Origin of the sequence: Paenibacillus sp. FSL H7-0323 (genome assembly GCF_038002725.1) — a bacterium.
Taxonomy (GTDB): Bacteria; Bacillota; Bacilli; order Paenibacillales; family Paenibacillaceae; genus Paenibacillus_AQ; species Paenibacillus_AQ odorifer.
This window is the reverse complement of sequence record NZ_JBBODB010000001.1, coordinates 4,537,140-4,559,120: the sequence shown is the minus strand read 5'-3', so window position 1 is coordinate 4,559,120 and position 21,981 is coordinate 4,537,140. Positions and strand designations below refer to the sequence as shown.

At 43.9% G+C, this 21,981-nt stretch carries 16 protein-coding genes; 12 read left to right on the top strand and 4 right to left on the bottom strand.

What is annotated here, in order from left to right; genetic code table 11:
• Positions 1-622: 622 nt before the first annotated feature.
• From MHH89_RS20605 to MHH89_RS20595, 3 genes are all read left to right on the top strand, one after another.
• Positions 623-1,429, top strand: a complete 807-nt coding sequence (locus MHH89_RS20605; RefSeq protein ID WP_036682032.1) for an ABC transporter ATP-binding protein — start codon at positions 623-625, stop codon at positions 1,427-1,429.
• A complete protein-coding gene (locus MHH89_RS20600; RefSeq protein WP_076307548.1) occupies positions 1,422-3,080 on the top strand; it encodes a hypothetical protein in 1,659 nt (552 codons plus the stop codon). The genes MHH89_RS20605 and MHH89_RS20600 overlap by 8 nt, the downstream gene beginning before the upstream one ends.
• Positions 3,081-3,313: 233 nt before the next feature.
• Positions 3,314-5,329, top strand: a complete 2,016-nt coding sequence (locus MHH89_RS20595) for a bifunctional diguanylate cyclase/phosphodiesterase (protein ID WP_038573706.1) — start codon at positions 3,314-3,316, stop codon at positions 5,327-5,329.
• Between the two features lie 77 nt (positions 5,330-5,406).
• Here MHH89_RS20595 and MHH89_RS20590 read toward each other — a convergent pair whose 3' ends face one another.
• Positions 5,407-7,104, bottom strand: a complete 1,698-nt coding sequence (locus tag MHH89_RS20590) for a methyl-accepting chemotaxis protein (RefSeq protein ID WP_076278297.1) — start codon at positions 7,102-7,104, stop codon at positions 5,407-5,409.
• 243 nt (positions 7,105-7,347) lie between these two features.
• On the opposite strand from MHH89_RS20590, the gene MHH89_RS20585 reads away from it, so the two are divergent.
• Entirely contained in the window at positions 7,348-7,779 is a 432-nt protein-coding gene (locus MHH89_RS20585) for a MarR family winged helix-turn-helix transcriptional regulator (protein WP_081383619.1), read from the top strand.
• Between the two features lie 112 nt (positions 7,780-7,891).
• On the opposite strand, the gene MHH89_RS20580 is transcribed toward MHH89_RS20585, so the two are convergent.
• Complete coding sequence (locus MHH89_RS20580) at positions 7,892-9,757, bottom strand: LTA synthase family protein (protein WP_076124004.1); 1,866 nt, start codon at positions 9,755-9,757, stop codon at positions 7,892-7,894.
• A 282-nt stretch (positions 9,758-10,039) separates the two neighbouring features.
• Between MHH89_RS20580 and MHH89_RS20575 the strand changes: the two genes are divergently transcribed.
• Positions 10,040-12,352 carry a helicase C-terminal domain-containing protein gene (locus tag MHH89_RS20575; protein ID WP_076182003.1) on the top strand — a complete coding sequence of 771 codons (2,313 nt, stop codon included), beginning with the start codon at positions 10,040-10,042 and terminating at the stop codon, positions 12,350-12,352.
• 53 nt (positions 12,353-12,405) lie between these two features.
• Complete coding sequence (locus MHH89_RS20570) at positions 12,406-13,374, top strand: Gfo/Idh/MocA family protein (RefSeq protein ID WP_076219739.1); 969 nt, start codon at positions 12,406-12,408, stop codon at positions 13,372-13,374.
• A 76-nt stretch (positions 13,375-13,450) separates the two neighbouring features.
• Here the strand turns inward: MHH89_RS20570 and MHH89_RS20565 are convergent, their stop codons facing one another.
• Together MHH89_RS20565 and MHH89_RS20560 are read right to left on the bottom strand one after the other, a co-directional pair.
• Complete coding sequence (locus MHH89_RS20565) at positions 13,451-14,134, bottom strand: CidB/LrgB family autolysis modulator (protein ID WP_076123999.1); 684 nt, start codon at positions 14,132-14,134, stop codon at positions 13,451-13,453.
• Positions 14,128-14,502 (bottom strand): CidA/LrgA family protein, encoded by a 375-nt coding sequence (locus MHH89_RS20560; RefSeq protein WP_076123997.1) that lies wholly within the window; start codon positions 14,500-14,502, stop codon positions 14,128-14,130. The genes MHH89_RS20565 and MHH89_RS20560 overlap by 7 nt, the downstream gene beginning before the upstream one ends.
• 111 nt (positions 14,503-14,613) lie before the next feature.
• Between MHH89_RS20560 and cidR the strand changes: the two genes are divergently transcribed.
• From cidR to MHH89_RS20530, 6 genes are all read left to right on the top strand, one after another.
• Entirely contained in the window at positions 14,614-15,543 is a 930-nt protein-coding gene (gene cidR, locus MHH89_RS20555) for a cidABC operon transcriptional activator CidR (RefSeq protein ID WP_076278300.1), read from the top strand.
• Positions 15,544-15,657: 114 nt separating this feature from the next.
• The gene (locus MHH89_RS20550; protein WP_076099698.1) at positions 15,658-15,927 is read left to right on the top strand and encodes an aspartyl-phosphate phosphatase Spo0E family protein; all 270 of its coding nucleotides are present in this window, start codon (positions 15,658-15,660) and stop codon (positions 15,925-15,927) included.
• 164 nt (positions 15,928-16,091) lie between these two features.
• Positions 16,092-17,492 (top strand): DNA-binding protein, encoded by a 1,401-nt coding sequence (locus MHH89_RS20545; protein ID WP_076123994.1) that lies wholly within the window; start codon positions 16,092-16,094, stop codon positions 17,490-17,492.
• 353 nt (positions 17,493-17,845) lie between these two features.
• Positions 17,846-18,292: a MarR family winged helix-turn-helix transcriptional regulator gene (locus MHH89_RS20540; protein ID WP_076124352.1), complete on the top strand. Its 447-nt coding sequence runs from the start codon at positions 17,846-17,848 to the stop codon at positions 18,290-18,292.
• The gene (locus tag MHH89_RS20535; protein ID WP_076123992.1) at positions 18,285-20,045 is read left to right on the top strand and encodes an ABC transporter ATP-binding protein; all 1,761 of its coding nucleotides are present in this window, start codon (positions 18,285-18,287) and stop codon (positions 20,043-20,045) included. The genes MHH89_RS20540 and MHH89_RS20535 overlap by 8 nt, the downstream gene beginning before the upstream one ends.
• Positions 20,042-21,937: an ABC transporter ATP-binding protein gene (locus MHH89_RS20530; RefSeq protein WP_076278301.1), complete on the top strand. Its 1,896-nt coding sequence runs from the start codon at positions 20,042-20,044 to the stop codon at positions 21,935-21,937. Before MHH89_RS20535 ends, MHH89_RS20530 begins: the two co-directional genes overlap by 4 nt.
• The last annotated feature ends 44 nt before the right edge of the window (positions 21,938-21,981 follow it).

Here is a 21,981-nt window from a genome sequence, read left to right as displayed (position 1 = left end):
AGAGCAGCGATTCCTCCTTTATTGGAGTATCGCTGCTCTGCTTTTTTGTTTGTTAGCTGGCTGGCTGGTTGCCCTTGCCCTGTCCGCTTGCCCTCATGCCCTCATGCCCTCTTGCCCGCTTGATTCAGCAGTTCATTCATTATCGGTGCGGCTTTCGGACCCAGATGACGTTATTTTCCACTTTCCAGCCTTTGGGGCATAGTTTCGGACTCCAGCGACGCTATCGCTTTGAAAAAGGTGCGTTTATGGTGTTTTTCATGCTAATAGCGACTATGGGGTCCTTTAGCACTCCAAATGTGGTAAAAAGCCGCGTATAAGGTCAGCTGTGTCCGATAGCGTGCTCGCTCTCTTACTTATAAATGCTACCCGACCAAACGTACGCTGATCTTAGTCTGGTTTGCTCAAATAAAGGGGGTGCCAACAGCCATTTCGTGGCATCGGTGGTGCGGCCTTTCGCTATAAATCTCTAGTGGGTGGCCTAATGGCCACTCTTTTTTAACTAGACATAAGATTAGCAGACTAAATCATGGAAGAGGATTCTACTAAATGATACAATTATTGTAATTACATAAAGTAGTAATATTTCACATTATTGATTAGTTACTAGAAAGGGGACTGAGATATGGGTTTAGCTGACGATCCGGTCATAGCGATTTCAGGTTTATGGATGAACTATACAGACCGAATGGTGCTAAAGGGAATTGATCTTAAGGTATATAGAGGACAAATTATTGGTTATATCGGCCCTAACGGGGCAGGCAAGAGTACAACGGTGAAGATTATGCTCGGTCTGGTAGAAGGATATAACGGTAAAGTGGAGATTTTCGGTAAGGATATTGCCGATGGAGATGTTTCTTACAAGAAACGTATAGGTTATGTGCCGGAGGTAGCCGAATTATATGATAGCCTCACTGCAAGAGAGTATCTAACCTTTGTTGGCGAGCTGTATGGGTTAGGTCGTGCGGAGGCGGACTACAAGGCCAAAAAATTAACTACACTGTTAGGTTTGGAGAAGTCTTACGATATGCGGATTTCTTCGTTCTCAAAAGGGATGAAGCAAAAGGTGCTGCTTATCTCCAGCATGCTGCATGACCCTGATATTTTATTCCTGGATGAACCGCTGAGTGGTTTGGATGCTAATAGCGTGATGATAGTGAAGGAGATTTTTGCATCGCTGGCGGCACGGGGGAAGACCATTTTTTACTCCTCACATATCATGGATGTGGTTGAGAAAATCAGCAGCCGGATCATTTTGATTGATGGCGGGGATATTGTGGCGGACGGAAGTTTTGCAGAGCTGAAGGAGAAAGGCCGTGAAGGGACGCTTGAAGATATTTTCAATCAATTAACCGGATTTGATAAATACCGTGATATCGCTGGTGAATTTGTTGCGGTCATGCAGGAGCAAGAGGTATCCTCTTATGACTGATTTCTTCGTGCTGAGGCTGTTGGATAAGCTGCGGGGTGCCTTTATAAGATTTGGAGTCGATTACGACACCATGCGGAGTATTTTACAGATCAAACTGACCATGGACGGAAGAAGAACGCCTACAGCGCTTGCAGGTATGCAGAAAAAGGAGAACGCTAAAGAAGGTTCACCCTTGCGATTACAGTGGATTTATTTACTGTTTGGTTTAATATTAATTCCGCTAACGCTATCCAACGATCACTATATGCTGCAAATGAGCTTAACCTTTGGGATCATTATGTTTTTTGTCTCCACAACCCTGATCTCTGACTTTTCTTCAGTAATGCTTGATTTACGTGATAAAAATATTCTTTTTTCCAAACCCGTCAACCGTACCACCTTAAATATGGCCAAAACCATCCACGTTCTCCTCTACTTAGGGACAGTTACATTGTCGATCACTGGTCCATCTTTGGTATTTAGCCTATTTAAGCAGGGGATCGCTTTTTTTCTAATGTATGCGGTGACAATTGTCTTGTTAGACTGTTTTATCCTCGTAATAACTGCACTGCTCTACCTGATGATCATGCGGTTTTTTGATGGGGAGAAGCTCAAGGATATTATAAATTATACGCAAATCCTTCTGACGATCGGAATAATGGTGGGCTATCAATTCATCTCCCGGTTGTTCAACCTCACTGAGCTTGGCGCTGCTTATCATCCTGCTTGGTGGCAGTACTTTATTTTTCCGGTTTGGTTCGCGGCTCCGTTTGAACTGTTGCTTGGTGGAGCTAGAGAACCCTATTACTTCATTCTTTCAATGCTGGCTTTGATAACCCCACTTGTACTGATCGCAGCCTATATTAAGCTGATGCCGCAGTTTGAACGGAATTTGCAAAAGCTGGCGGAGCAAGGCTCCGGTGGAAAAGACAAGGGCCAGATCGCAGAGTGGCTCTCCCGCAGAGTATGCAAGGAACCGGCAGAGGGGATTTTCTTTCGGTTTACTTGGTCCATGATGAAGAATGAGCGCGATTTTAAGCTGAAGGTCTATCCTGCACTTGGCTTTTCTATCGCATTCCCGTTTATTTTTATATTTGGTATATTGCAGAATAGTTATGATGGTTCCCTTAAAGGTTCAAAAGTGTACTTGTTAATCTATTTCTGCACGATGTTAATGCAGACTGTAATACAGATGCTACGATACTCTACAAGTTATAAAGGAGCTTGGATTTATAGGCTGATTCCTTTACCCGATAGCACGCCTATTTACCGTGGGATGCTTAAGGCGGCACTGCTACGGCTAGTCTTGCCTTTATTTGCTGTAGATGCGGTATTGTTCATTCTGTTGTTCGGTGTGCACATTGTACCTGATTTAGTAGTGGTATTATTCGCCATGCTGATTTTCTCAGTCATCTGCTTTCGTGTTTATCCCCGGAGCTTACCTTTTTCAGAGCGTTATGAGGCAGCCAAACAAAAGGATTACACTGGAGTCGCCTTCATGCTTATGTTTTTGCTGATGGGGATGGCGGGTATTCATTATGTCTTCACTTTATTTACCGGAGGAATTTACATCTATCTGTTAGTTCTGGTAGTTTTGAATCAATGGTTATGGCGAAAGACCTTCCCCAAAAACCCATCAACCACAGGTCACATATCCAACTTTTCGGGGTGAGTGAATGCGTCAAATATGGACATTTTTTGCCGACATAAAAAAAGGGTATAAATTCCAGTATTTTCTTAGACAATCGGCTGAATACAAGGTAGAATACATCTAAAGTTGCTTTTCAGGGATAACCTATAATCTTTACGCACTCTTCCATTTATCTGATATTCGTGTACTGATTTTTTACTTGAGAAATACGCTGCAGCGATTACGGTATTCAAAACCGGTGAAGAGGTTAACTAATGGATAAAATGGGAATCCACTATAACGTTTGGATTGTTTTACTATCATTTGCGCTAGCGGCGACTGCAGCTTATTCCGCGCTGAATCTGATCTCGCAAGTCCCTCGTTCGTTTGGGAAAGTTCGTCGCTTATGGTTAATATCGGGGGCATGTGTACTCGGCAGTGGCATATGGTCGATACATTATGTAGGGATTATGGCGAGCCGTTTTCCTTTTAGCGTGAATTATTATCCAGGCAGGGCTGTATTATCGTTATTGGTTGGTGTGTTGTGCTGCTATTCGGCATTCCGGATTACGTTTGTGCCACGTTTAAGAAAAAGTTGTTTAATAGTTAGTGGTGTTCTTCTAGGCAGCGGAATTTCGGCTATGCATTATATCGGAATGTCCTCCATGAAGATCGCAGCGGAGATTCATTATGAGATATGGACTCAGACATGTGCTGTAATCCTCGTTATGCTCTCATCTTTTATCGGATTATTTCTATTTCACAAGTTTAAAGACTATGTGGGTTTTAACCGCTGGAAGTTATACTCTGCTCTCTTTATCGGATTTTCGGTGACTGGATTGCATTATACGAGTGTAAGGGCGACTCATTTTGAATATAACGGTCTACTAGGCAATACAACTTTTTTTATGGAGACTGATGTTATTCTTTTAATGGGAGTGTCCTTGGTAACGCTATTTATGCTTGCGATTTCTGGTGGTGCTGTATTTCTGGACCGGCATGTGCTGGAACGGATGGCTTATTATGATCCACTAACTGATCTTCCGAACAGGCATGGCCTGGTACGTTATTTTAAAGATGAATTTTTCGGGAGTAGATCTGGCGCCGTATTTTTTGTGGATCTGGATCGGTTTAAGTCGATTAATGATACGCTTGGACATGATATAGGGGACTTGTTACTGCGAGAGGTCGCTATAAGATTAAGACGCTCTGTAGGAAGTAAAGGCAAGGTCTTTCGTTTGGGCGGAGATGAATTCCTGATCGCTCTTCCAGATTGTACTGTGGAGGATGCGCAAGAGGAGGCAGAGCACATTTTATATGAGCTTAAGAAATATTACAGTATTCAAGGTAATGAGCTATATGTTACTGCAAGCGTGGGGATCAGTATGACCCCTATGCATGGAACTGACCGCTCAGCGTTAATGAAGGCAGCCGATACAGCTCTTTATACCTCTAAGGATTCGGGTAAGAATAAATTCAGTGTGTTCGATCAGGAGATGAACCGCCATCAGCTGCGACGGATGTCGCTGGAGAAGGATCTTCGTAAAGCGCTGGCACGCTCCGAGTTTATGGTTGTGTACCAGCCAAAATGGGATTCGTATATGAACGTTACCGTGGGTCTTGAAGCACTGCTGCGTTGGCGGCACCCTGAACATGGGATAATCTCCCCGGCTGAATTCATTCCCATTGCAGAGGAAACGGGACTGATTGTCCCGATTACCTATTGGATGCTGCATGATGTATGCAGCCAGAACATGCTTTGGCATAAGGAAGAGATAGCAAATGTCGCAGTCTCTATTAATATGTCAGCACGGATGTTTGAGGGCGGGGGCTTATACGATGTTGTAGAAGAAGCACTCACACGTTCAGGTCTAGAGCCGCATTTCCTTGAACTGGAGATTACAGAGTCCATTGCGATGAATAACATGGAAGAGACGGTTGCGCAGCTCTCCAGACTTCGGGCACTTGGGGTAAGGGTATCACTGGATGACTTTGGGACAGGCTTTTCATCCCTTGGTAATTTAGATGAGATTCCAGTTAACACACTCAAGATTGATCAAGTGTTTATTCGTAAGAGCAAGATGCATTCCAAGAAAGCCATTATCAGTAATATCATTGCGATTGCCACCAATCTTAATATGGAGGTCGTGGCGGAAGGTGTGGAGACGCCAGAGCAGATTGAGCTGCTGCAATCCTTAGGCTGCAGAGTGATGCAGGGTTATTATTATGGGCGGCCAATGCCGGTGCATGAGCTGGGCCAGTGGTTTATAGCGAATACAGCAGTATCGTAGCAGATGATCTCAATACATAGAATAAGGGGCTAGCGTCTAAGCAGAATATCTCTGCTTGGATGCTAGCCCCTTTGCTATTAAGAAACCTTAAATCGTTCAATCAGAATTTGCAGCTTCTCAGCTAGGGAGGACAGGAAAGCTGCTGCGGACTCAACTTCCTCCATTGCGGCAAGCTGTTCTTCTGAGGAAGCGGATAATGTCTCTGCACTGCTGGCCGTCTGATTAGCGACATTTACGATATTCTGAAGGGTTGTAACGAGACGGTCGGAGATCAGCGAAAGCTGGCGAACCGTTCCTGAGATCTGCTGGCTTTGTGAGGCCATTCCCGAGACAGACATTTCAATCTCCGAGAAGGACTGGCCTGCCGTGGCAATCATTTCTCTGCCGTGCTCCATCTCTTCTGTAGAGCGTTTCATAGTTTCTCCTGCCTGATCCATCTGGTTTACGATGATGTTGACCAGTTGGCCAATTTGCGCAGCGGAATGGGCTGAGCGCTCAGCAAGCTTACGTACGGAATGGGCAACGACCGCAAACCCTCTTCCCTCTTCTCCAGCTCTTGCGGCTTCAATCGCTGCATTCAGGGACAGGAGATTGGTTTCTTCTGCGATGCTGGCAATAGTACCCACGATATTTTCAATTTCTTTGGAATAACCACCCAAGGTTTCAATAATGAGTGCTAGGTCGGTAATACTGTCACTTACGACTCTCATCTGCTGTGTGGTGGAATCCATTGCCTCACGGCCTGTACGCGCTTTATTAGCGTTGCTGACCGCATTATTCATTGCGTTATCTGCATTGCCTGCAATCTCTGTGATGAAATGAGACAGGTCTTGTACAGACTTATATTCACCCTCCATATTCTGCAGCTGCGAATTCGCGCTATCGGCAAGCTCAATCGTAACATTGACGCTATACTCACCGGCCCGGTTGGTTTCCTGCGCACTGGCGGAGAGCTCTTCGGAAGAGGAGGCTACTTGCATGGAGGTCTCATTGACCTCGGTAATAAGTAAGCGCAGGCTTTGGGTCATGTCATTGAAATCACGGGCTAATGTACCAATCTCATCCTTGCTGTTGAATAAAATAGGATTATGAGTAAGGTCGCCCTGTGCAACAAGATTGACCCCTTTGGACAGCTTCGTTAACGGACTAATCATTCGGCGGATTAACAGATAAGCTGCCACAATAGCTATAACCAGAATGGAAGCACCGATAATAAAAGGCTGAACAATGATATCTTGAGTTCGTTCTTGAATTATGGAGCCATCGAAATTAATAGCCATCAGCGCAACTATAGGTTTAGATGGATCATGATCCTGATAGATGGGGCCGTAACCTGTCTTAAGTGAGGTACCTTCGTATGTATAAACCTTGGAGTAGGAGGAATGCTTGGACTCAGTGATATGTTGCTTAACTTCAGCTGGGAAATAAAAAGTATCGCCTGCTTTATAACCTCTAGCCTGGAAGCTTGAATCTGCGGCAAGTACTTTTCCGTCTAAGGATAAGATGAATGCCTCTTTAAAAATAGCCTTATGTGCTACAATCCAACCGATTCGATCCTCTACAGCCTCCAGTTTACTTTGATCGCCTGCCAACAATGCGGAAATGTCTGCGGGGTCAATCAGGCCGGTTGTAATATTAGCGCATCCTACCAATTCGATACCTGCGGCTTCGTCTACTTGCTTATAAGCTGTACGGTATCCGAAAAACCCGATGGATGATCCTACAAGAAGTAAGACGACGAACATCATCCAAGTTAATTTAGTTGCTAATTTCATTCTTCGCACCAACCTTGACAAATTATGTTCTCAGTGATAATAGCTCTCACCTCTACGATTATATCGTATTGATATGCTTATAACCTTACATGGAATATAGTATTTCTGTGTCGGAAATTGGAGAATGGTGGAAGTTTGCGCTTTCCATCATGCTTTCAATGGTTTAGTAGACAAAACCATTGAATCATAACCAGTTCTAATGGTACGCTTGAGTTATTAAAAACGGATTGGGGTTGAACAAATATGCCACATCAAATAGATCCGTTAATAGATCGTCTAGGACTATCCATGTGGAGAGTACAGCGTAAGATTATGTCTCAAATGTCTTTGCACAAAGAACTCGGACTTACGGTGCCACAGATGGGTCTGTTAAATATGATAGCGAAAGAAAAGAAGTCGCGGGTGGTACAGCTGGCAGAATGTATGGAGGTCAAATCCAGTGCGGTGACGGTGATGCTGGACCGTTTGGAGGTGCTGGGTTATATCAAACGTGAGCCGGATGGGAAGGATCGGAGAGCGGTTGTAGTGACGATCACCGAAAAAGGTCAGCAGGTGCTCGAAGAAGGACATTTCCGGTCCAAAGAACTGCTGGCGGAGCATTTATCCATACTGAAGCCCGAAGAACTACGCAACTTTGCAGAGTATTACCGTATGATCGAGGACCAGGAGCGTTAGTCAGCTAAGCTTCGGAATGGATATCTTTATAAAAACAGCAGAGCAGCGGTTCTCCTTATTGGAGAATCGCTGCTCTGCTGTTTTTGTTCGTTGGCTGCCTACGCCCTGTAATTTATTGTTTAGGTTGTTTGTCAGGCAACTGAGTGATATAGCTGTGGGAAAGCTGTAAAAGCCTCAAGGCACGGTTATATTCGTCTTCAGTGGCACTCGGCGTTGTTCCATTGTTATAAATAGAGTACTGAGTGTTGTCTTCAAAGCTGTTACCAGGAATAAGCAATCCTGAGCTGGCAATGAATGAACCAGAAGGTAAATAATATCGTTCTGGCAGCAAATTATAAGTCTGACTGAGTAGATCTTGACCAAAATATACGTTATTCTCTAATGAAATCCCAAGCAGACTGGCTGCGGTTGGCATGATATCTACTTCCCCGCCTACTTCGTCAATGGTCTGCGATGCTACGCCAGCACCTGCATGAATAAGCAGAGGGATGTTCATCATATCCGCATAACTGTATTCATGACCATAGATTTCAGTCATCAATTCTTTATCATCATGATCGAGGGAATAAATCGGCAATCCCATATGATCTCCATAAATCATGATTACACTATTGTCCCAGACACCATTTGCTTTTAGCTCTTCTACAAAATGTCCAAAAGCATCATCCGCATAGTTCTGGGAACGGATATAGTCACCAACAAAAGTACCTTCATAACGCTCCGGCAGCTTCATGCGGTATTTTTCTTCCGGAATAGTAAAAGGGTGATGCGCTGACATTGAAATGACTTGAGCGTAAAAAGGCTGCTCCTGTTGGTCCATTTCTTTTAGTTTATCGGCTGTCTTACTGTAGAGCGTATCATCAGAAGCTCCAAAGAAGAAGACATCATCTTCACCAAAAAATTTGCGGTCATAATAATGATCGAAGCCGAGGGAGTCATACAGCTCGCCGCGGTTCCAGAATTCTACGACATTGGTGTGGAAGGTTGCTGTCTGATATCCATTTTCTTTAAGCACGCGTGGCAGACTTGGAAGTACCTTATCCACATAAGACATCGTTGCCGCTCCACGTGGAGGGATGTAGAAGGAAGTGTTAACTACGAACTCTGCATCCGACGTATTCCCTTGGCCAACCATTTGATAGAAATTAGGGAAGTAAAGACTGTCCTTCATTACCTTGTTCAGGTTCGGTGTAATTTCTTGACCGTCTAATTTAAGTCCCAGCAAGAAATTCTGGAAAGATTCCATTTGAAGAATAATAAGGTTCTTGCCTTTAGCGATGCCTTGAAGTGGAGAACTAGCCGCAGTATTAATCCCCTTCAATTTGTTGATGGCATCCTGTGTAATGTCACTTGAATCGACTAGCTCAGGCTCTTCTTTAGCGAAGATCGTATAAGCTTCATAATTAAGAATTCCCATTTCTTGAGCTTTCTTAATTTCGTTCATACTGGCCTTATTAGGCAAGATGTTGAACAAACATAAAGCAAGTGAGACTGCAAACAGAACACTATACTTAAGTTTTCCGCCACGGCGGTGGTTGATATTCTCTTTCTTATAGACCCGGCCTTTTTTATTAAAGAAGAAGTAGACGCCAAGAATAATGATGTCTGTAAAAATCAGCAGGTAGTATGGATCCATTAGTGAGAATACGCTGTTGCTGACGGCGGTGACTTGATTCACCTGCTCCGCTGCATGGTAAGTCACAATAACACCGTAATATTTAAAATACATAATGGCTGCGAAGAAAATGGCTGTCACTAATAAATTTACGGTCATGTAATATCCGAGCTTGCGCTTGGAACCAAAACGTTCAATGATACAGAAGAGCGCCCAAGCAAAGGGGATTTCAGTTAATAATGATTTCCAGGGCAATATATCGTCAAAGATTACGCCCCATGCCAAGAAAGCTTTTAGAATAAAAATTATTGTGAAAAACACAAAAGGTTTAACGATCCACTGTTTAAAGTTAAAGGATGACACAGCTTCGCCTTCTTTCTACATGATAAAACGCCATTTCCCGGCTAGGAAGAAACAGCGCCCAGACAAAATAATTCCATAGTAATAAAATTTATTATGCAGGGCTAGCTATAGAATGTCAAAAATCGAGAACCTAAGTATAAGCTTAGTGGAGCGCGTAAAGTTGAACACAAAGGGTTGAAGCTGACGCTCCTGCTCTCATGCAGGGTTATACAACGAATTCAGGACTAAAATGGCAATTGGGAACAAAAAGGATATATGGATAATAAAAGGAGGTGATGCTGGATGAGCTCTACAGTAGCTTTATCAGTTAGAACTCTCGTTGAATATGTTTTTCGCAGCGGAAGCATTGAACCTGGCTTTCATGGAACGGGCGCTATGGTCGAAGGCACAAGAATTCATCAGAAGATCCAAAAGCAATATAAGGAAGGTGACCGCAAGGAGGTTTATTTGAAAACGGAGATTCCTTATGGAAACCTGCTTTATGTTGTAGATGGGCGTTGTGATGGATTGCTTGTCTCGGAGGATGGGAGCTTTACGGTCGAAGAAATCAAATCAACCTCCGGACTGCTGGATTTACTGGATGAAGGACATGAGGTTCATTGGGCACAGGCGCTGATGTACGCATATATGGTGGCTCTGGAGCAAGAGCTTTCTTCTATTCAGGTTAAGCTTACCTATGTCCACCGGGCTACTGATGAGCAAAAAAGCTTGTACCGAACGTTGTCTTTTGAAGAACTGATTTCATTTGTGAATGACACAGTGGCTAGATATGCTCCATACGCTGAGATGATGGTTCGTCATGATGCTAAGAAGGAGCAGAGTCTTCGGGAGTTGAGCTTTCCGTTCTCCTCTTATCGAAAGGGACAACGTCATTTTGCAGGAGCTGTATACAAGTCCGTCGTGGAAAAGGTCAGTCTGTTCGCTCAAGCCCCCACAGGTATCGGGAAAACAATGTCGACGTTGTTCCCTGTCCTTAAAGCGATGGGCGAAGGACAAGCTAAAGGATTGTTCTATTTAACGGCAAAGACGGTTACCCGTTTTGCCGCGCAGGAAGCCATCTCGCTGTTGCTAACGCAGGGTCTTCAGCTGCATGTCATCACACTTACCGCTAAAGAGAAGGCTTGTTTTCGCGAAGAGGGGATATGTGGTAAGGATTCCTGTCCTTATACGGATGGTTATTATGACCGGATCAACGAGGCATTAATGGATCTGTTAGAGCATGAGACGCTGATGAGCAGAGACACCCTTGCACTGTATGCTCACAAACACAAAGTGTGCCCATTTGAGTTCTCGTTGGATGCAGCCTATGCCTGTGATGCTGTGATCTGCGATTACAATTATATATATGATCCTCGCATCAGTCTGAAACGGCTAACAGAGGAAAGAAAGAGAGAAACGGTGCTTCTAGTAGATGAAGCACATAATCTGGTAGACCGGGGACGGGAGATGTTCTCCGCCTCTTTGCTGAAAGCCCCTTTCCTGGAAATCCAGCGCCAATATAAAGAAATGAACCGGAATTTGAGTACAGCCGCTAAATCGGTGAATGCTTTTTTCATCTCCCTTCGCAAAATTTGCAATGAAGAGGGGCAAGGGCAGTGGGACTCGTTCCCGGAGGAGCTGCCGGCTTTGCTTGAGATATTTTCTTTGGAGGCGGAACAGGAGCTTATTCACCCGAGCTCCAGTATTGTCTCACTGAATGGGGAAGGAGAAGGGGAAAATGTCCTCTTGGATACCTATTTTGCAGTTCAGGGCATGCTCCGCACCTTTAAGACCTATGATGAACGCTACATTACCTATGCGGAGGTTCGTAGAGGGGATGTCTATCTCAAGCTATTCAATTTGGATCCCTCGCATCTGCTACGGCAGATGTCCAAGAGCTTTCGCAGCCAGATCCTGTTCTCAGCTACACTTTCTCCATTATCTTACTACCGGGATATGATTGGTGCAGCGGAGGAAGATTACAGTTTAACCGTGTCTTCCCCTTTTCAGAAAGAGCAGTGGGAAGTAACCGTCTTACCTGTCTCCACACGTTATCATGACCGGGAAGCCTCCCTAGTTCCGTTGACTAAAGCACTGAGCCAAATGGTCTCTAAAAAGGGCAACTATCTGGTGTTTTTTCCTTCGTACCTCTATTTGCAAAACGTATATCAGGCCTTTACGGAGTATTACCCTGAAATCCGGACATTGATGCAGGATACTGGCATGAGCGAGCAAGCTAGAGAAAGTTTTTTAGCCGCATTTAGTCCAGATAATGACGAGACGTTATTGGGATTTGCTGTACTTGGAGGGATTTTTTCAGAAGGTGTGGATCTGCCAGGGGATCGCCTCAATGGGGTTATGGTTGTTGGCGTTGGCCTGCCACAGCTTGGTCTTGAACGCAATCTGCTGCGTCAATATTTTAATGCCAGAGGAAAAAATGGCTTTGATTATGCCTATGTCTATCCGGGAATGTGTAAGGTACTCCAAGCCGGAGGCAGGTTGATTCGCAGCGAGACGGATACGGGCATTATCGTGTTGGCGGATGACCGTTTTTTGCAGAGTCCATATATGCATTTGCTTCCCGAAGAATGGAGAGATTATCTTATACGCTCATAAGAGGTTATAATCTACGAAAGGGTATTCATAATAAATCGGCAGGAGGAAATAATATGACAATAAAAGTGGGTATTGTGGGTACAGGTTGGTTCTCTAAGGTACATGCTGATTTGCTGGCAGGGATGGCTGATGTCCAGTTGCAGGCAGTTTGTGGAAGCAGTAAAGCCAAAGGCGAAGATATGGCACGTCCATATGGAGCTGCTGGATATGGTGATATTACAGAGATGTTGGATGCGGAGAAGCTTGATGCTGTTTATATCTGTGTGCCTCCACAATCTCATGGTGCGATTGAACGTTCATTAATCAAGAGGGATATTCCCTTTTTTATAGAAAAGCCGCTTAGTATGACTACTGAAATTCCTGCCAGCTTGCTGCAAGATATTAAAGAACATAATTTATTGACCTCGGTAGGCTACCATTTCCGCTATCAAGAGAATGTTAATAGGCTCAAGGAAACACTACGTGGTGACAAGATCGGTATGGTCATGGGCCAGTGGATGGGCGGCATGCCGGGCGTAGCTTGGTGGCGTGATCAGGAGCAATCCGGAGGACAGTTCACCGAGCAGACCACTCATATCGTCGATTTGGTGCGTTATCTGGCAGGAGAGGTAAAAGAAGTATACGGCATGTTCGGAAATCGAATTATGCATGAGCAGCATGAAGGTGTGAGTGTAGCCGATGTAGGTACCGTATCTCTGAAGCTTGAGAATGGAATCATAGCTAATATTTCAAATACATGTGTGCTGCCTGATCCGGTAGGAAGTGTAGGTCTTAGTTTCTATAATGATCGGGGATTGCTGGACTGGAACCCGGATCGTCTCTTGGAAGTGCGAAGTGGCAATAGCACCGAATTTGAAAACACAGGAAATCCATATTTAGTGGAAAGTGAAGCTTTTCTGTATGCTGTACGGACAGGAGATCGTTCGCGTATTCTCAGTGACTATGAGGATGGATTCAAGACGCTTAAAGTAACTTGTGCGGCTTACGAGTCCGCACAAAGTGGACTTCCGGTTAAATTCTAAGTTCGGATTCTTAAAAAAAGGACATGCCGCCTTAGATGTGCTAAAGAGACATGTCCTTGGCTCAAGCTGGGTTAGCCTAGTGGAGGAATATTGCGAGTAAAGCTGGCGCCACACCTATGGATAACAGCGCGGACAGAATCATCGCAATACTGGAGATGGTTCCGGTCAGTGAACTAAGCTCGAAGGCCTTGGATGTTCCTGTACCATGCGCAGCGGTTCCCAGCGATACACCACGCGCGATTTCATTGTCAATGCGGAAGATGCGGAGTACTGTAGGGCCCATCATTGTACCGAGTATCCCGGTAATGATGACGAAGACTGCAGTAATACTCGGTACACCGCCGATACTTTGCGAGATGCTCATAGCGATCGGTGTAGTCACCGAACGTGGAACCAGACTGGCTGCCAGATCGCCGCTGACATGCAGCCATTTGGCGAGCAGAATGGAAGAGATCACCGCTGTTATCGTCCCTGACAGCACGCCTGCCGCAATTTCGGCGGCGTGCTTTTTGAGCACCTTGAAGTTTTTATGCAGAGGGATTGCAAAGGCCATAGTTGCCGGTTGCAGCAAATCCGTCAGCCATTTGCCTCCCGCATTGTAAGAATCATAAGTAATGCCTGTGATGAGTAAGAAGATAATCATAAGCACGGGTGTAATGATCAATGGAGAGGTGTACACTTTGCCACTAGAAGCATAAATGCGTTTCGCCAGTAGATATACAGCAACCGTAAGACCGAAGAATAATAGAGCGTTTAACATGATCCTTTCCGCTCCTTTGCTTTGTAAATTCTACTGGTAAGTAATCCGGAACTGGCCATTACAACAATCGTACCCAAAATGACCACCGCGAGGATACGTAAACCATCAGTTTCCAGAATATTGGCGTATTTCATTACGCCGATAGCAGATGGAATAAAGAACAGCAAGAGCTCAGCCAGTAGCCAAGAAGCACCAACTTCAACCCAATTCAGATGAATGACACCAAACTCAAGCAGAAGAAACAATATAATCATTCCGAGTATGCTTCCGGGAATAGGGATATGCAAAAATGGGGTTACAGCATTGATTAGTAATGAGAATAGGGTGAGTCCCGCTACCTGCAGCAAGCCTATAACAATCTTTTTCATAAGGCTTCGCTCCTTTCATGATAATGAAAGTTTACATCAATTGTTTTCATAGGTAAAATGAATAGATTGAATAAATGACATTCCTTTTGTCTATGGATCGGAGGTTGGAAAATGGATATCCGACAATTAGAATATTTCGTCCAAGCAGCACGAATGAAAAGCTTTACTCGGGCTGCCGAATCCTTATATATTTCACAACCTACGATCAGTAAAATGATCCGGAATATGGAGATCGAGCTGGAGGCTGATTTGTTTTACCGTGAAGGGAAAAGTGTCCGGCTTACAGATGCGGGGGAAATTCTGTTCACCAAAGCGCAAAATATCGTGGAGTCGTTCGCCAGCTTGTCTTCTGAGCTGGATAGCTTACGAAATTTGGAGCAGGGCCACATCCGCATCGGTCTGCCTCCAATGGTAGGAGCGAGCTTTTTTCCTTCGGTGATTGGTCAATTTCATAAACGTTATCCGCAGGTTACTATTCGTCTGCATGAGGATGGCGCGAAAAAAGTGGAGGAAGATGTAGAAACGGGCTTGTTGGATATCGGAATGGTTGTGCTGCCTGTAAATACAGCCAAACTTCATTGCTTCACCTTTGTTGAAGAGAAGCTGAATCTTATTTTACCTGTTGGACATAGATTGGCCGAGGCAGACCTTGTTCCGTTAAGTGAACTAGCCGAAGAGGAGTTTGTGCTGTTCCGGGAGGATTTTACGCTGCATGATCGGATTATTACGGAATGTGTGAAGGCGGGATTTCAGCCTAAGGTTATCTATGAGAGCTCCCAATGGGACTTAATTAGCCGTATGGTGGCTGCCGGAATGGGAATCGCATTGCTGCCAGAAACCATTTGCCGGGATATGGATCGTTCACGATTGGTCGTTGTGCCTTTGACGGATCCGGTAATTCCGTGGCAGCTTGCTATGGCGTGGCGTAGAGACCGTTATTTATCTTTTGCGGCACGCGAATGGATTGCTTTTGCAAAGGGACTTTTGCGAGAACAGTATCCAAATGAGCTCCCTGACGAACTTGCGGAGGACTCTGAATAAGTAGTAATTCCGTTTTTGTTAGAAGCTCTACAATTTTTCTTTTTTTTGAAAATATGTTTTTTGGTATCATGACTTATGATAGGAGAAGATGTTGATAGAGAGAAGGAGAGAGATGTGACACAAAATCCAAATTCCTCCAAGAATAATCATAGAAAAGATTATAAAGAAGATGAGCTACTTGTAACTATAGAGAGTCTTAGATGTGAATTGCTGGAGGTTGCAGAGCAACGCAGTCTTAGTGACCGTGCTGTTCTAGAGCTCAGTGAGCGATTAGACAGCTATATTTTGCTGGCACAAAATAAGATGATGGAAAATTTGCGCAACCGGAAAGCCGGCATTACATCCTATAGTAGAAGTTCCAAAACCGCCATCACTGTTAGCTAAACTACCAACAACATAGAATTATAATACTATGAAGATGTTACTGATCTAGAGGAGCGTATTAGGCTCCTCTATTTGTCGTACAATCTATTTGTTGTACAATCCATAACTTTCACCTATAATGTCAATTAATAGAATCTTTTCAAGTCAAACTTTGGGGGTGCCGAGTGGAGGGAAAGTTAACAACTATACGCTCAGAAATTGAGAAAAATTTGTCCCGCTCCGGCCATAATCTCGCCTCATTTTCAAAAATTTGTGGCCTGAATCGAGGCAGCCTCAGTGCAATTCTGCATGGAAATCCGCCGAAGCCTATGTCCTTGGGACAAGTAGATGCAATTATAAAAGCCTTTGGTTTTCCAGAAGGTTGGTTATATCCTCTATATGTTGATGAATGCTTCAATGATGAGAAGGTCTCACGCCGTAGAGTGGAGCCTTTTTTGATTCGTTGTGCTGAATTGGGCAAACAGCCTTGTATTGAGGACACTTTAAGCAGATTACTGGAATATCCGAAGTCTCTGGATATCGTTTATTCGGTAGCTGATAAATTGTTTAAAAAAGGTAAAATAGATGAATCGATATTTTTTTATAAAGTTGTAGCTGAGAATGAGTCCGATAGTTACTCGGAGCGGCTCGCAATAAGTCATTATCGTATTTTTAGAGCCATTTTATCCATCGTCGATTCAGACGAGAAGTTACATGCAGTTATTACTTTTGAACCTTTCAGGAATCGTCTACCAGAAAATATGCAATTGGATGGTCTCTTAACTTTGACACAGTTATGTTTCGATCTTCGTCGATGGAATAAAATGGAGTCTTTCGCTGATGAGCTAAGAACGCTGGCTAATGCTGTTTACCGCGAGCAACTGCGAAGTAATGTGGATAAACGTAAGGAAGTTCTTCATACGGAACGTCCATTAGTGGTTTATTACGGTCATGGGTATTTGCTTAAAGCGATTTCGCTGACCAAGCAAGGTAAATATGAAGAAGCCAAAAAGTATACTGCAGGCTACGCAGATCTTGGCTGGTTTGAAATGATGAACGAAGAAGGTCGTCAGGCGGTAGAACAATTTCGGTTATTCGCAATGGGCAATGGTTTCACAATTGAGTTGTTGATGGGTAATGTGGATGTTCTATCTTCCTACGCGGCCTTTTTAGCAGATCACCCAGGTGAAATCTTAGCTGGACTTATAACTATAATGGATGCTGCTAATCGTTACGGGTTCTCTGCTGACAGTGTACTTACACGATTCTCACGAGAAATGTTGAGGTTTGAAGGATTCCAGGAGCCTAATAATGTAGATCGCGTATTTCGTTTGTACTATCAAGTAGCAATCTATGAAATAAATAAGCAATGTTATAGCACAGGTGTAGATTATCTTCTGAAATCTTTGGAGTTATCTATAAAGCAAAACAACGGAAAAGATTTCATTAATTGTATAACCTTATTTGAGACGAGCAGGGATTACGCTACTGCTTCTCAACAGGATAAATATAGAGAACTAGTAAAGGGGGTGAGAAAAAATGAAAAAATCACTGTTGATGATGGTAAGCGTGTTAGCATTGTTTAGCTTCATTATCATTGGACCTGTGGGCTCTGGAAGTAATGGAGGCATTACAACCTATGAGCACGGAGCTTGGTTCTAAGGGTGAAAACATCTATTCAATCCTTAAAATACAGAGCAATACATAAACCGATAACTACTCCCTTGCACTCGTGCTGGGGAGTTTTCTTTTTCGTAATAATTGATAGCGTATTCATAATTTGACAAAGCAATCTGGCGAAAATATAATTAGGTAGCCTAAATAATATAGTGTTTAATAATTAGTTGACCTAACTAAAATAGAGGTGAAGGAAATTGGGATAAACGGAGGAAATACAGAAAATACTGAAAATTCAGTCGCACACGGGCTTTTTGCGGCGATGAAACGCCTGCACAAAGCTCAATGGCAAAAGGGCGTTGAGGGCCACAAGCCAAGTGAGATGACTTTAATGATATGCATTGAAAAATGGAATCATTCTGATGAAGAGGGTCTCAAGGTGTCTGAAATCAGCCGACTACTTGGATTCACTCCTCCTACCATCACGCAGCTGATTAACAGTCTTGAAGCGAAACAGATGGTGGAAAGACGCGCGGATCCTTCGGATCGAAGAGTTGTACGCGTGAAATTAACGGAAAGTGGAAAAGAACTCACACGAAAAGCAGAACATTATCGTGATGTGATGCTTGATAAGCTTGTGCAACACTTAGGCGAAAAAGACACTAAACAGCTCACAGAGCTATTGCTTAAGGTACATGAATACGTTGAGGATAATCCACCACCTGATTGGGATAGGCTACAAATGAACGGAGATGAGAAGCTTGATTAAATTATTTAAACAACTGAAGCCTTTTAGGGTAGCTATTGGTGCTGTATTAATCCTTGTATTTTTGCAGTCCATGGGCGATTTATACCTTCCTACTCTGATGTCCGACATCGTCGACAAAGGGATTGTTCAAGGAGATCGCGCTTATATTTGGAAAATAGGTAGTTTCATGCTCCTGGTTGCAGGTGGCGGTGCTTTATGTTCGGTAATTGCCAGTTACTTATCGGCAAAAGTGGCAGCCGGGTTTGGTAAACTCACCCGTGCACGAGTATTTAACCATGTAGAAAATTTTACGCTGCATGAATTCGATAAGCTGGGTACAGCTTCCTTGATTACACGTACAACAAATGATATTACACAAGTTCAAACGGTACTTACTATGATGTTGCGCATGATGATCGGAGCACCGATGATGATGATTGGTGGTATCATCATGGCAGTATCTGAAGATGCTAAATTATCATTGATTTTTGTAGTCGTTATTCCTGTACTTGTAGGGGCGATCTTCTTTATTGGGATGAAGGGTCTGCCACTGTTTAAAGCCATTCAGATTAAGCTTGATAAATTAAACCTGGTGCTGCGTGAGCATCTGACAGGTATTCGTGTTATTCGTTCTTTTAACCGGATTGATCATGAGAATAGACGTTTCACCGAAGCTAACCGTGATCTTACGGATACAGCTATCAAGGTCAATAAAATTATGGCCGGCCTGATGCCGCTGATGATGATTGTAATGAACTTTTCTATGATTGCTATTCTTTATTTTGGTGGAATACGAATTGGTGATGGCGACTTGCAAGTTGGGTCCCTGATGGCATTTATCCAATATGCAATGCAAATTATGTTCTCTCTGATTATGGTATCGATGATGTTCGTGTTAATTCCGCGTGCTTCAGCTTCAGCCGTGCGTATCAATGAGGTACTGGATATGCAGCCTGAATTTACAGATCCTACTGAGAGTGAACTGCATACAACAGCTCAAGCTACTAAAAAAGACGGACGCGATTCTTTGCGTGGTTTTGTTGAGTTTGAGAATGTATCTTTTTCCTATCCAGGGGCAGAACAGCCTGCACTTTCGAAAATTAGCTTTAGTGCTCGTCCGGGTGAAGTTACCGCAATTATCGGGGGTACCGGATCGGGTAAATCTACACTGCTTAGCCTGATTCCAAGATTCTATGATGTTAATGAAGGTGCTGTACGCGTAGACGGAGTGGATGTACGTGAGATGACACAGGAAGAGCTGCGGAGCAAAATCGGTTACATCCCACAAAAAGCAGTATTGTTCTCGGGTACGATTAATGAGAACATCCGCTACGGTAAAGAGGATGCTACGGATGAAGAAATCATTCATGCATCTAAGGTGGCTCAAGCCTACGATTTCGTATCCGCGATGAAGGATGGGTTTGACTCGGAAATTGCTCAGGGCGGGAATAACGTCTCAGGTGGTCAGAAACAGCGGTTGTCCATTGCTCGGGCGCTTGTGAGAAAACCTGAGGTTTATCTGTTTGACGATAGCTTCTCAGCTCTTGATTTCAAGACAGATGCCAAACTTCGCGCGGCTCTCAAATCTGAAACTACGGAATCCACCGTATTGATCGTAGCTCAACGGGTTAGCACCGTTATGGATGCGGACCGGATTATTGTAATTGATGAGGGTGAAATTGCTGGAATGGGCACTCACCGTGAACTGCTCGAGAGCAGTGATGTGTACCGCGAGATCGTATCCTCGCAGCTGTCAGAGGAGGAAATAGCATGAGTGAACAAAACAGAGAACATAAACCTGCAGCTCCCCGCGGCCATAAAGGCCCGGGTGGACCGGGTGGTCCTGGAATGAGGATGCCGGCAGAAAAAGCTAAAGATTTTAAAGGTACACTTCGTCGCCTAATCAAATACTTGCGCCCGCGTATGGTTCAATTGATTATTGTATTAATTATGGCGATTGCCAGTACGGTGTTCAGTATCTTCAGTCCAAAAGTTATGGGTAAAGCTACAACCAAACTGTTCGAAGGTGCTTACGGCAAACTGATGGGTGTAGAAGGTGCCTCCATTGATTTTGGATATATTAATGATATTCTGATCCTGCTCGCGGGATTGTATCTGCTTAGTGCTTTGTTTAGTTACATTCAGCAATATGTAATGGCGGGTGTAGCGCAGAAGGTAGTTTATGACATGCGTGAGCAGATCAACAGCAAGCTGGAGCGTTTACCTTTAAAATATTTTGACTCCCGTACACACGGGGAAATTCTCAGCCGTGCTACGAATGACGTAGATAACATCAGTACCACGTTGCAGCAAAGTTTAACGCAGCTGATTACCTCAATCGTCACTATTATTGGTGTTATTGTGATGATGCTTACCATCAGCCCATGGCTGACGTTAATCACGATTACTACGTTGCCACTCAGCTTTATTGTGATTATGGCGATCTCTAAACGTTCGCAGACTTATTTTGTGAGACAGCAGAAATCGCTTGGCCAGTTGAATGGTCATGTAGAGGAAATGTATACGGGGCACCGGATTATTAAAGCTTTCGGCCGCGAACCGCAGTCGCTTAAAGATTTTGATGAAATAAATGATAAGCTTTATGATTCTGGCTGGCGGTCTCAATTTATGTCAGGTATGATTATGCCGCTTATGATGTTTATCGGTAACTTGGGTTATGTGCTTATCTGTGTTGTGGGTGGTATTTTTGTTACTAAAAAAATGATTGATGTCGGGGATATTCAAGCCTTCATTCAATATTCACGTCAGTTCACCCAGCCGATTGCACAAACGGCTAATATTGCTAACATTATTCAATCCACCATTGCTTCCGCAGAACGTGTATTTGAACTTCTGGATGAAGAAGAGGAAGTTAAGGAAGTTAATACTACACTTGTGAAGCTTGATGAAGGTGCTCCGGAAGGTTCCGTTGAGTTCCGTCATGTGAAATTCGGCTATAAAGAGGATGCTATTCTGATTGAGGACATGAATATTGAGGTTAGTCCAGGTCAGACTATAGCGATTGTCGGTCCAACTGGTGCTGGTAAAACCACTTTGATTAACCTGCTGATGCGCTTCTACGAGCTTAACGACGGGGAAATTATCATTGATGGCGTCAACATTACCGACATGAAACGGAGTGACCTACGTAGCAAGTTTGGTATGGTGCTTCAGGATACCTGGCTCTTTAACGGTACGATTCGTGACAACATTGCTTACGGTCGTGAAGGTGCATCTGAAGCTGATGTGGTGCGGGCTGCCAAAGCTGCGCATGCCGATCACTTTATCCGCACACTTCCGCTTGGCTACAATACGGTGTTAAATGAAGAAGCTTCTAATATTTCACAAGGACAGAAGCAGTTGATTACTATTGCTCGCGCTATTCTGGCCGATCCATCGATCCTTATTCTTGATGAAGCCACGAGCAGTGTCGATACACGGACTGAATTGCTGATTCAAAAAGCGATGAATGCGCTCATGCAAAACAGAACCAGCTTCGTTATTGCCCACCGTCTCTCGACGATTCGTGATGCGGATCTCATCCTTGTCATGAATCAAGGTAGTGTAATCGAGAAAGGCAACCACGAAGAACTGCTGGCCCAAGGCGGATTCTATGCGGATCTCTATAACAGTCAGTTCTCTGAAAGAGATTTGGACGTAGGCTAAATTGAAGTGAAGAAAAAAGTATAGATAACCCATAAACCCCTCTT

Excerpts from the sequence above, each read along its gene's own strand:
- MHH89_RS20605 (WP_036682032.1), top strand. The coding sequence starts at position 623 with ATGGGTTTAGCTGACGATCCGGTCATAGCGATTTCAGGTTTATGGATG.
- MHH89_RS20600 (WP_076307548.1), top strand. The coding sequence starts at position 1,422 with ATGACTGATTTCTTCGTGCTGAGGCTGTTGGATAAGCTGCGGGGTGCC.
- MHH89_RS20595 (WP_038573706.1), top strand. The coding sequence starts at position 3,314 with ATGGATAAAATGGGAATCCACTATAACGTTTGGATTGTTTTACTATCA.
- MHH89_RS20590 (WP_076278297.1), bottom strand. The coding sequence starts at position 7,104 with ATGAAATTAGCAACTAAATTAACTTGGATGATGTTCGTCGTCTTACTT.
- MHH89_RS20585 (WP_081383619.1), top strand. The coding sequence starts at position 7,348 with ATGCCACATCAAATAGATCCGTTAATAGATCGTCTAGGACTATCCATG.
- MHH89_RS20575 (WP_076182003.1), top strand. The coding sequence starts at position 10,040 with ATGAGCTCTACAGTAGCTTTATCAGTTAGAACTCTCGTTGAATATGTT.
- MHH89_RS20570 (WP_076219739.1), top strand. The coding sequence starts at position 12,406 with ATGACAATAAAAGTGGGTATTGTGGGTACAGGTTGGTTCTCTAAGGTA.
- MHH89_RS20565 (WP_076123999.1), bottom strand. The coding sequence starts at position 14,134 with ATGTTAAACGCTCTATTATTCTTCGGTCTTACGGTTGCTGTATATCTA.
- MHH89_RS20560 (WP_076123997.1), bottom strand. The coding sequence starts at position 14,502 with ATGAAAAAGATTGTTATAGGCTTGCTGCAGGTAGCGGGACTCACCCTA.
- cidR (WP_076278300.1), top strand. The coding sequence starts at position 14,614 with ATGGATATCCGACAATTAGAATATTTCGTCCAAGCAGCACGAATGAAA.
- MHH89_RS20540 (WP_076124352.1), top strand. The coding sequence starts at position 17,846 with ATGAAACGCCTGCACAAAGCTCAATGGCAAAAGGGCGTTGAGGGCCAC.
- MHH89_RS20530 (WP_076278301.1), top strand. The coding sequence starts at position 20,042 with ATGAGTGAACAAAACAGAGAACATAAACCTGCAGCTCCCCGCGGCCAT.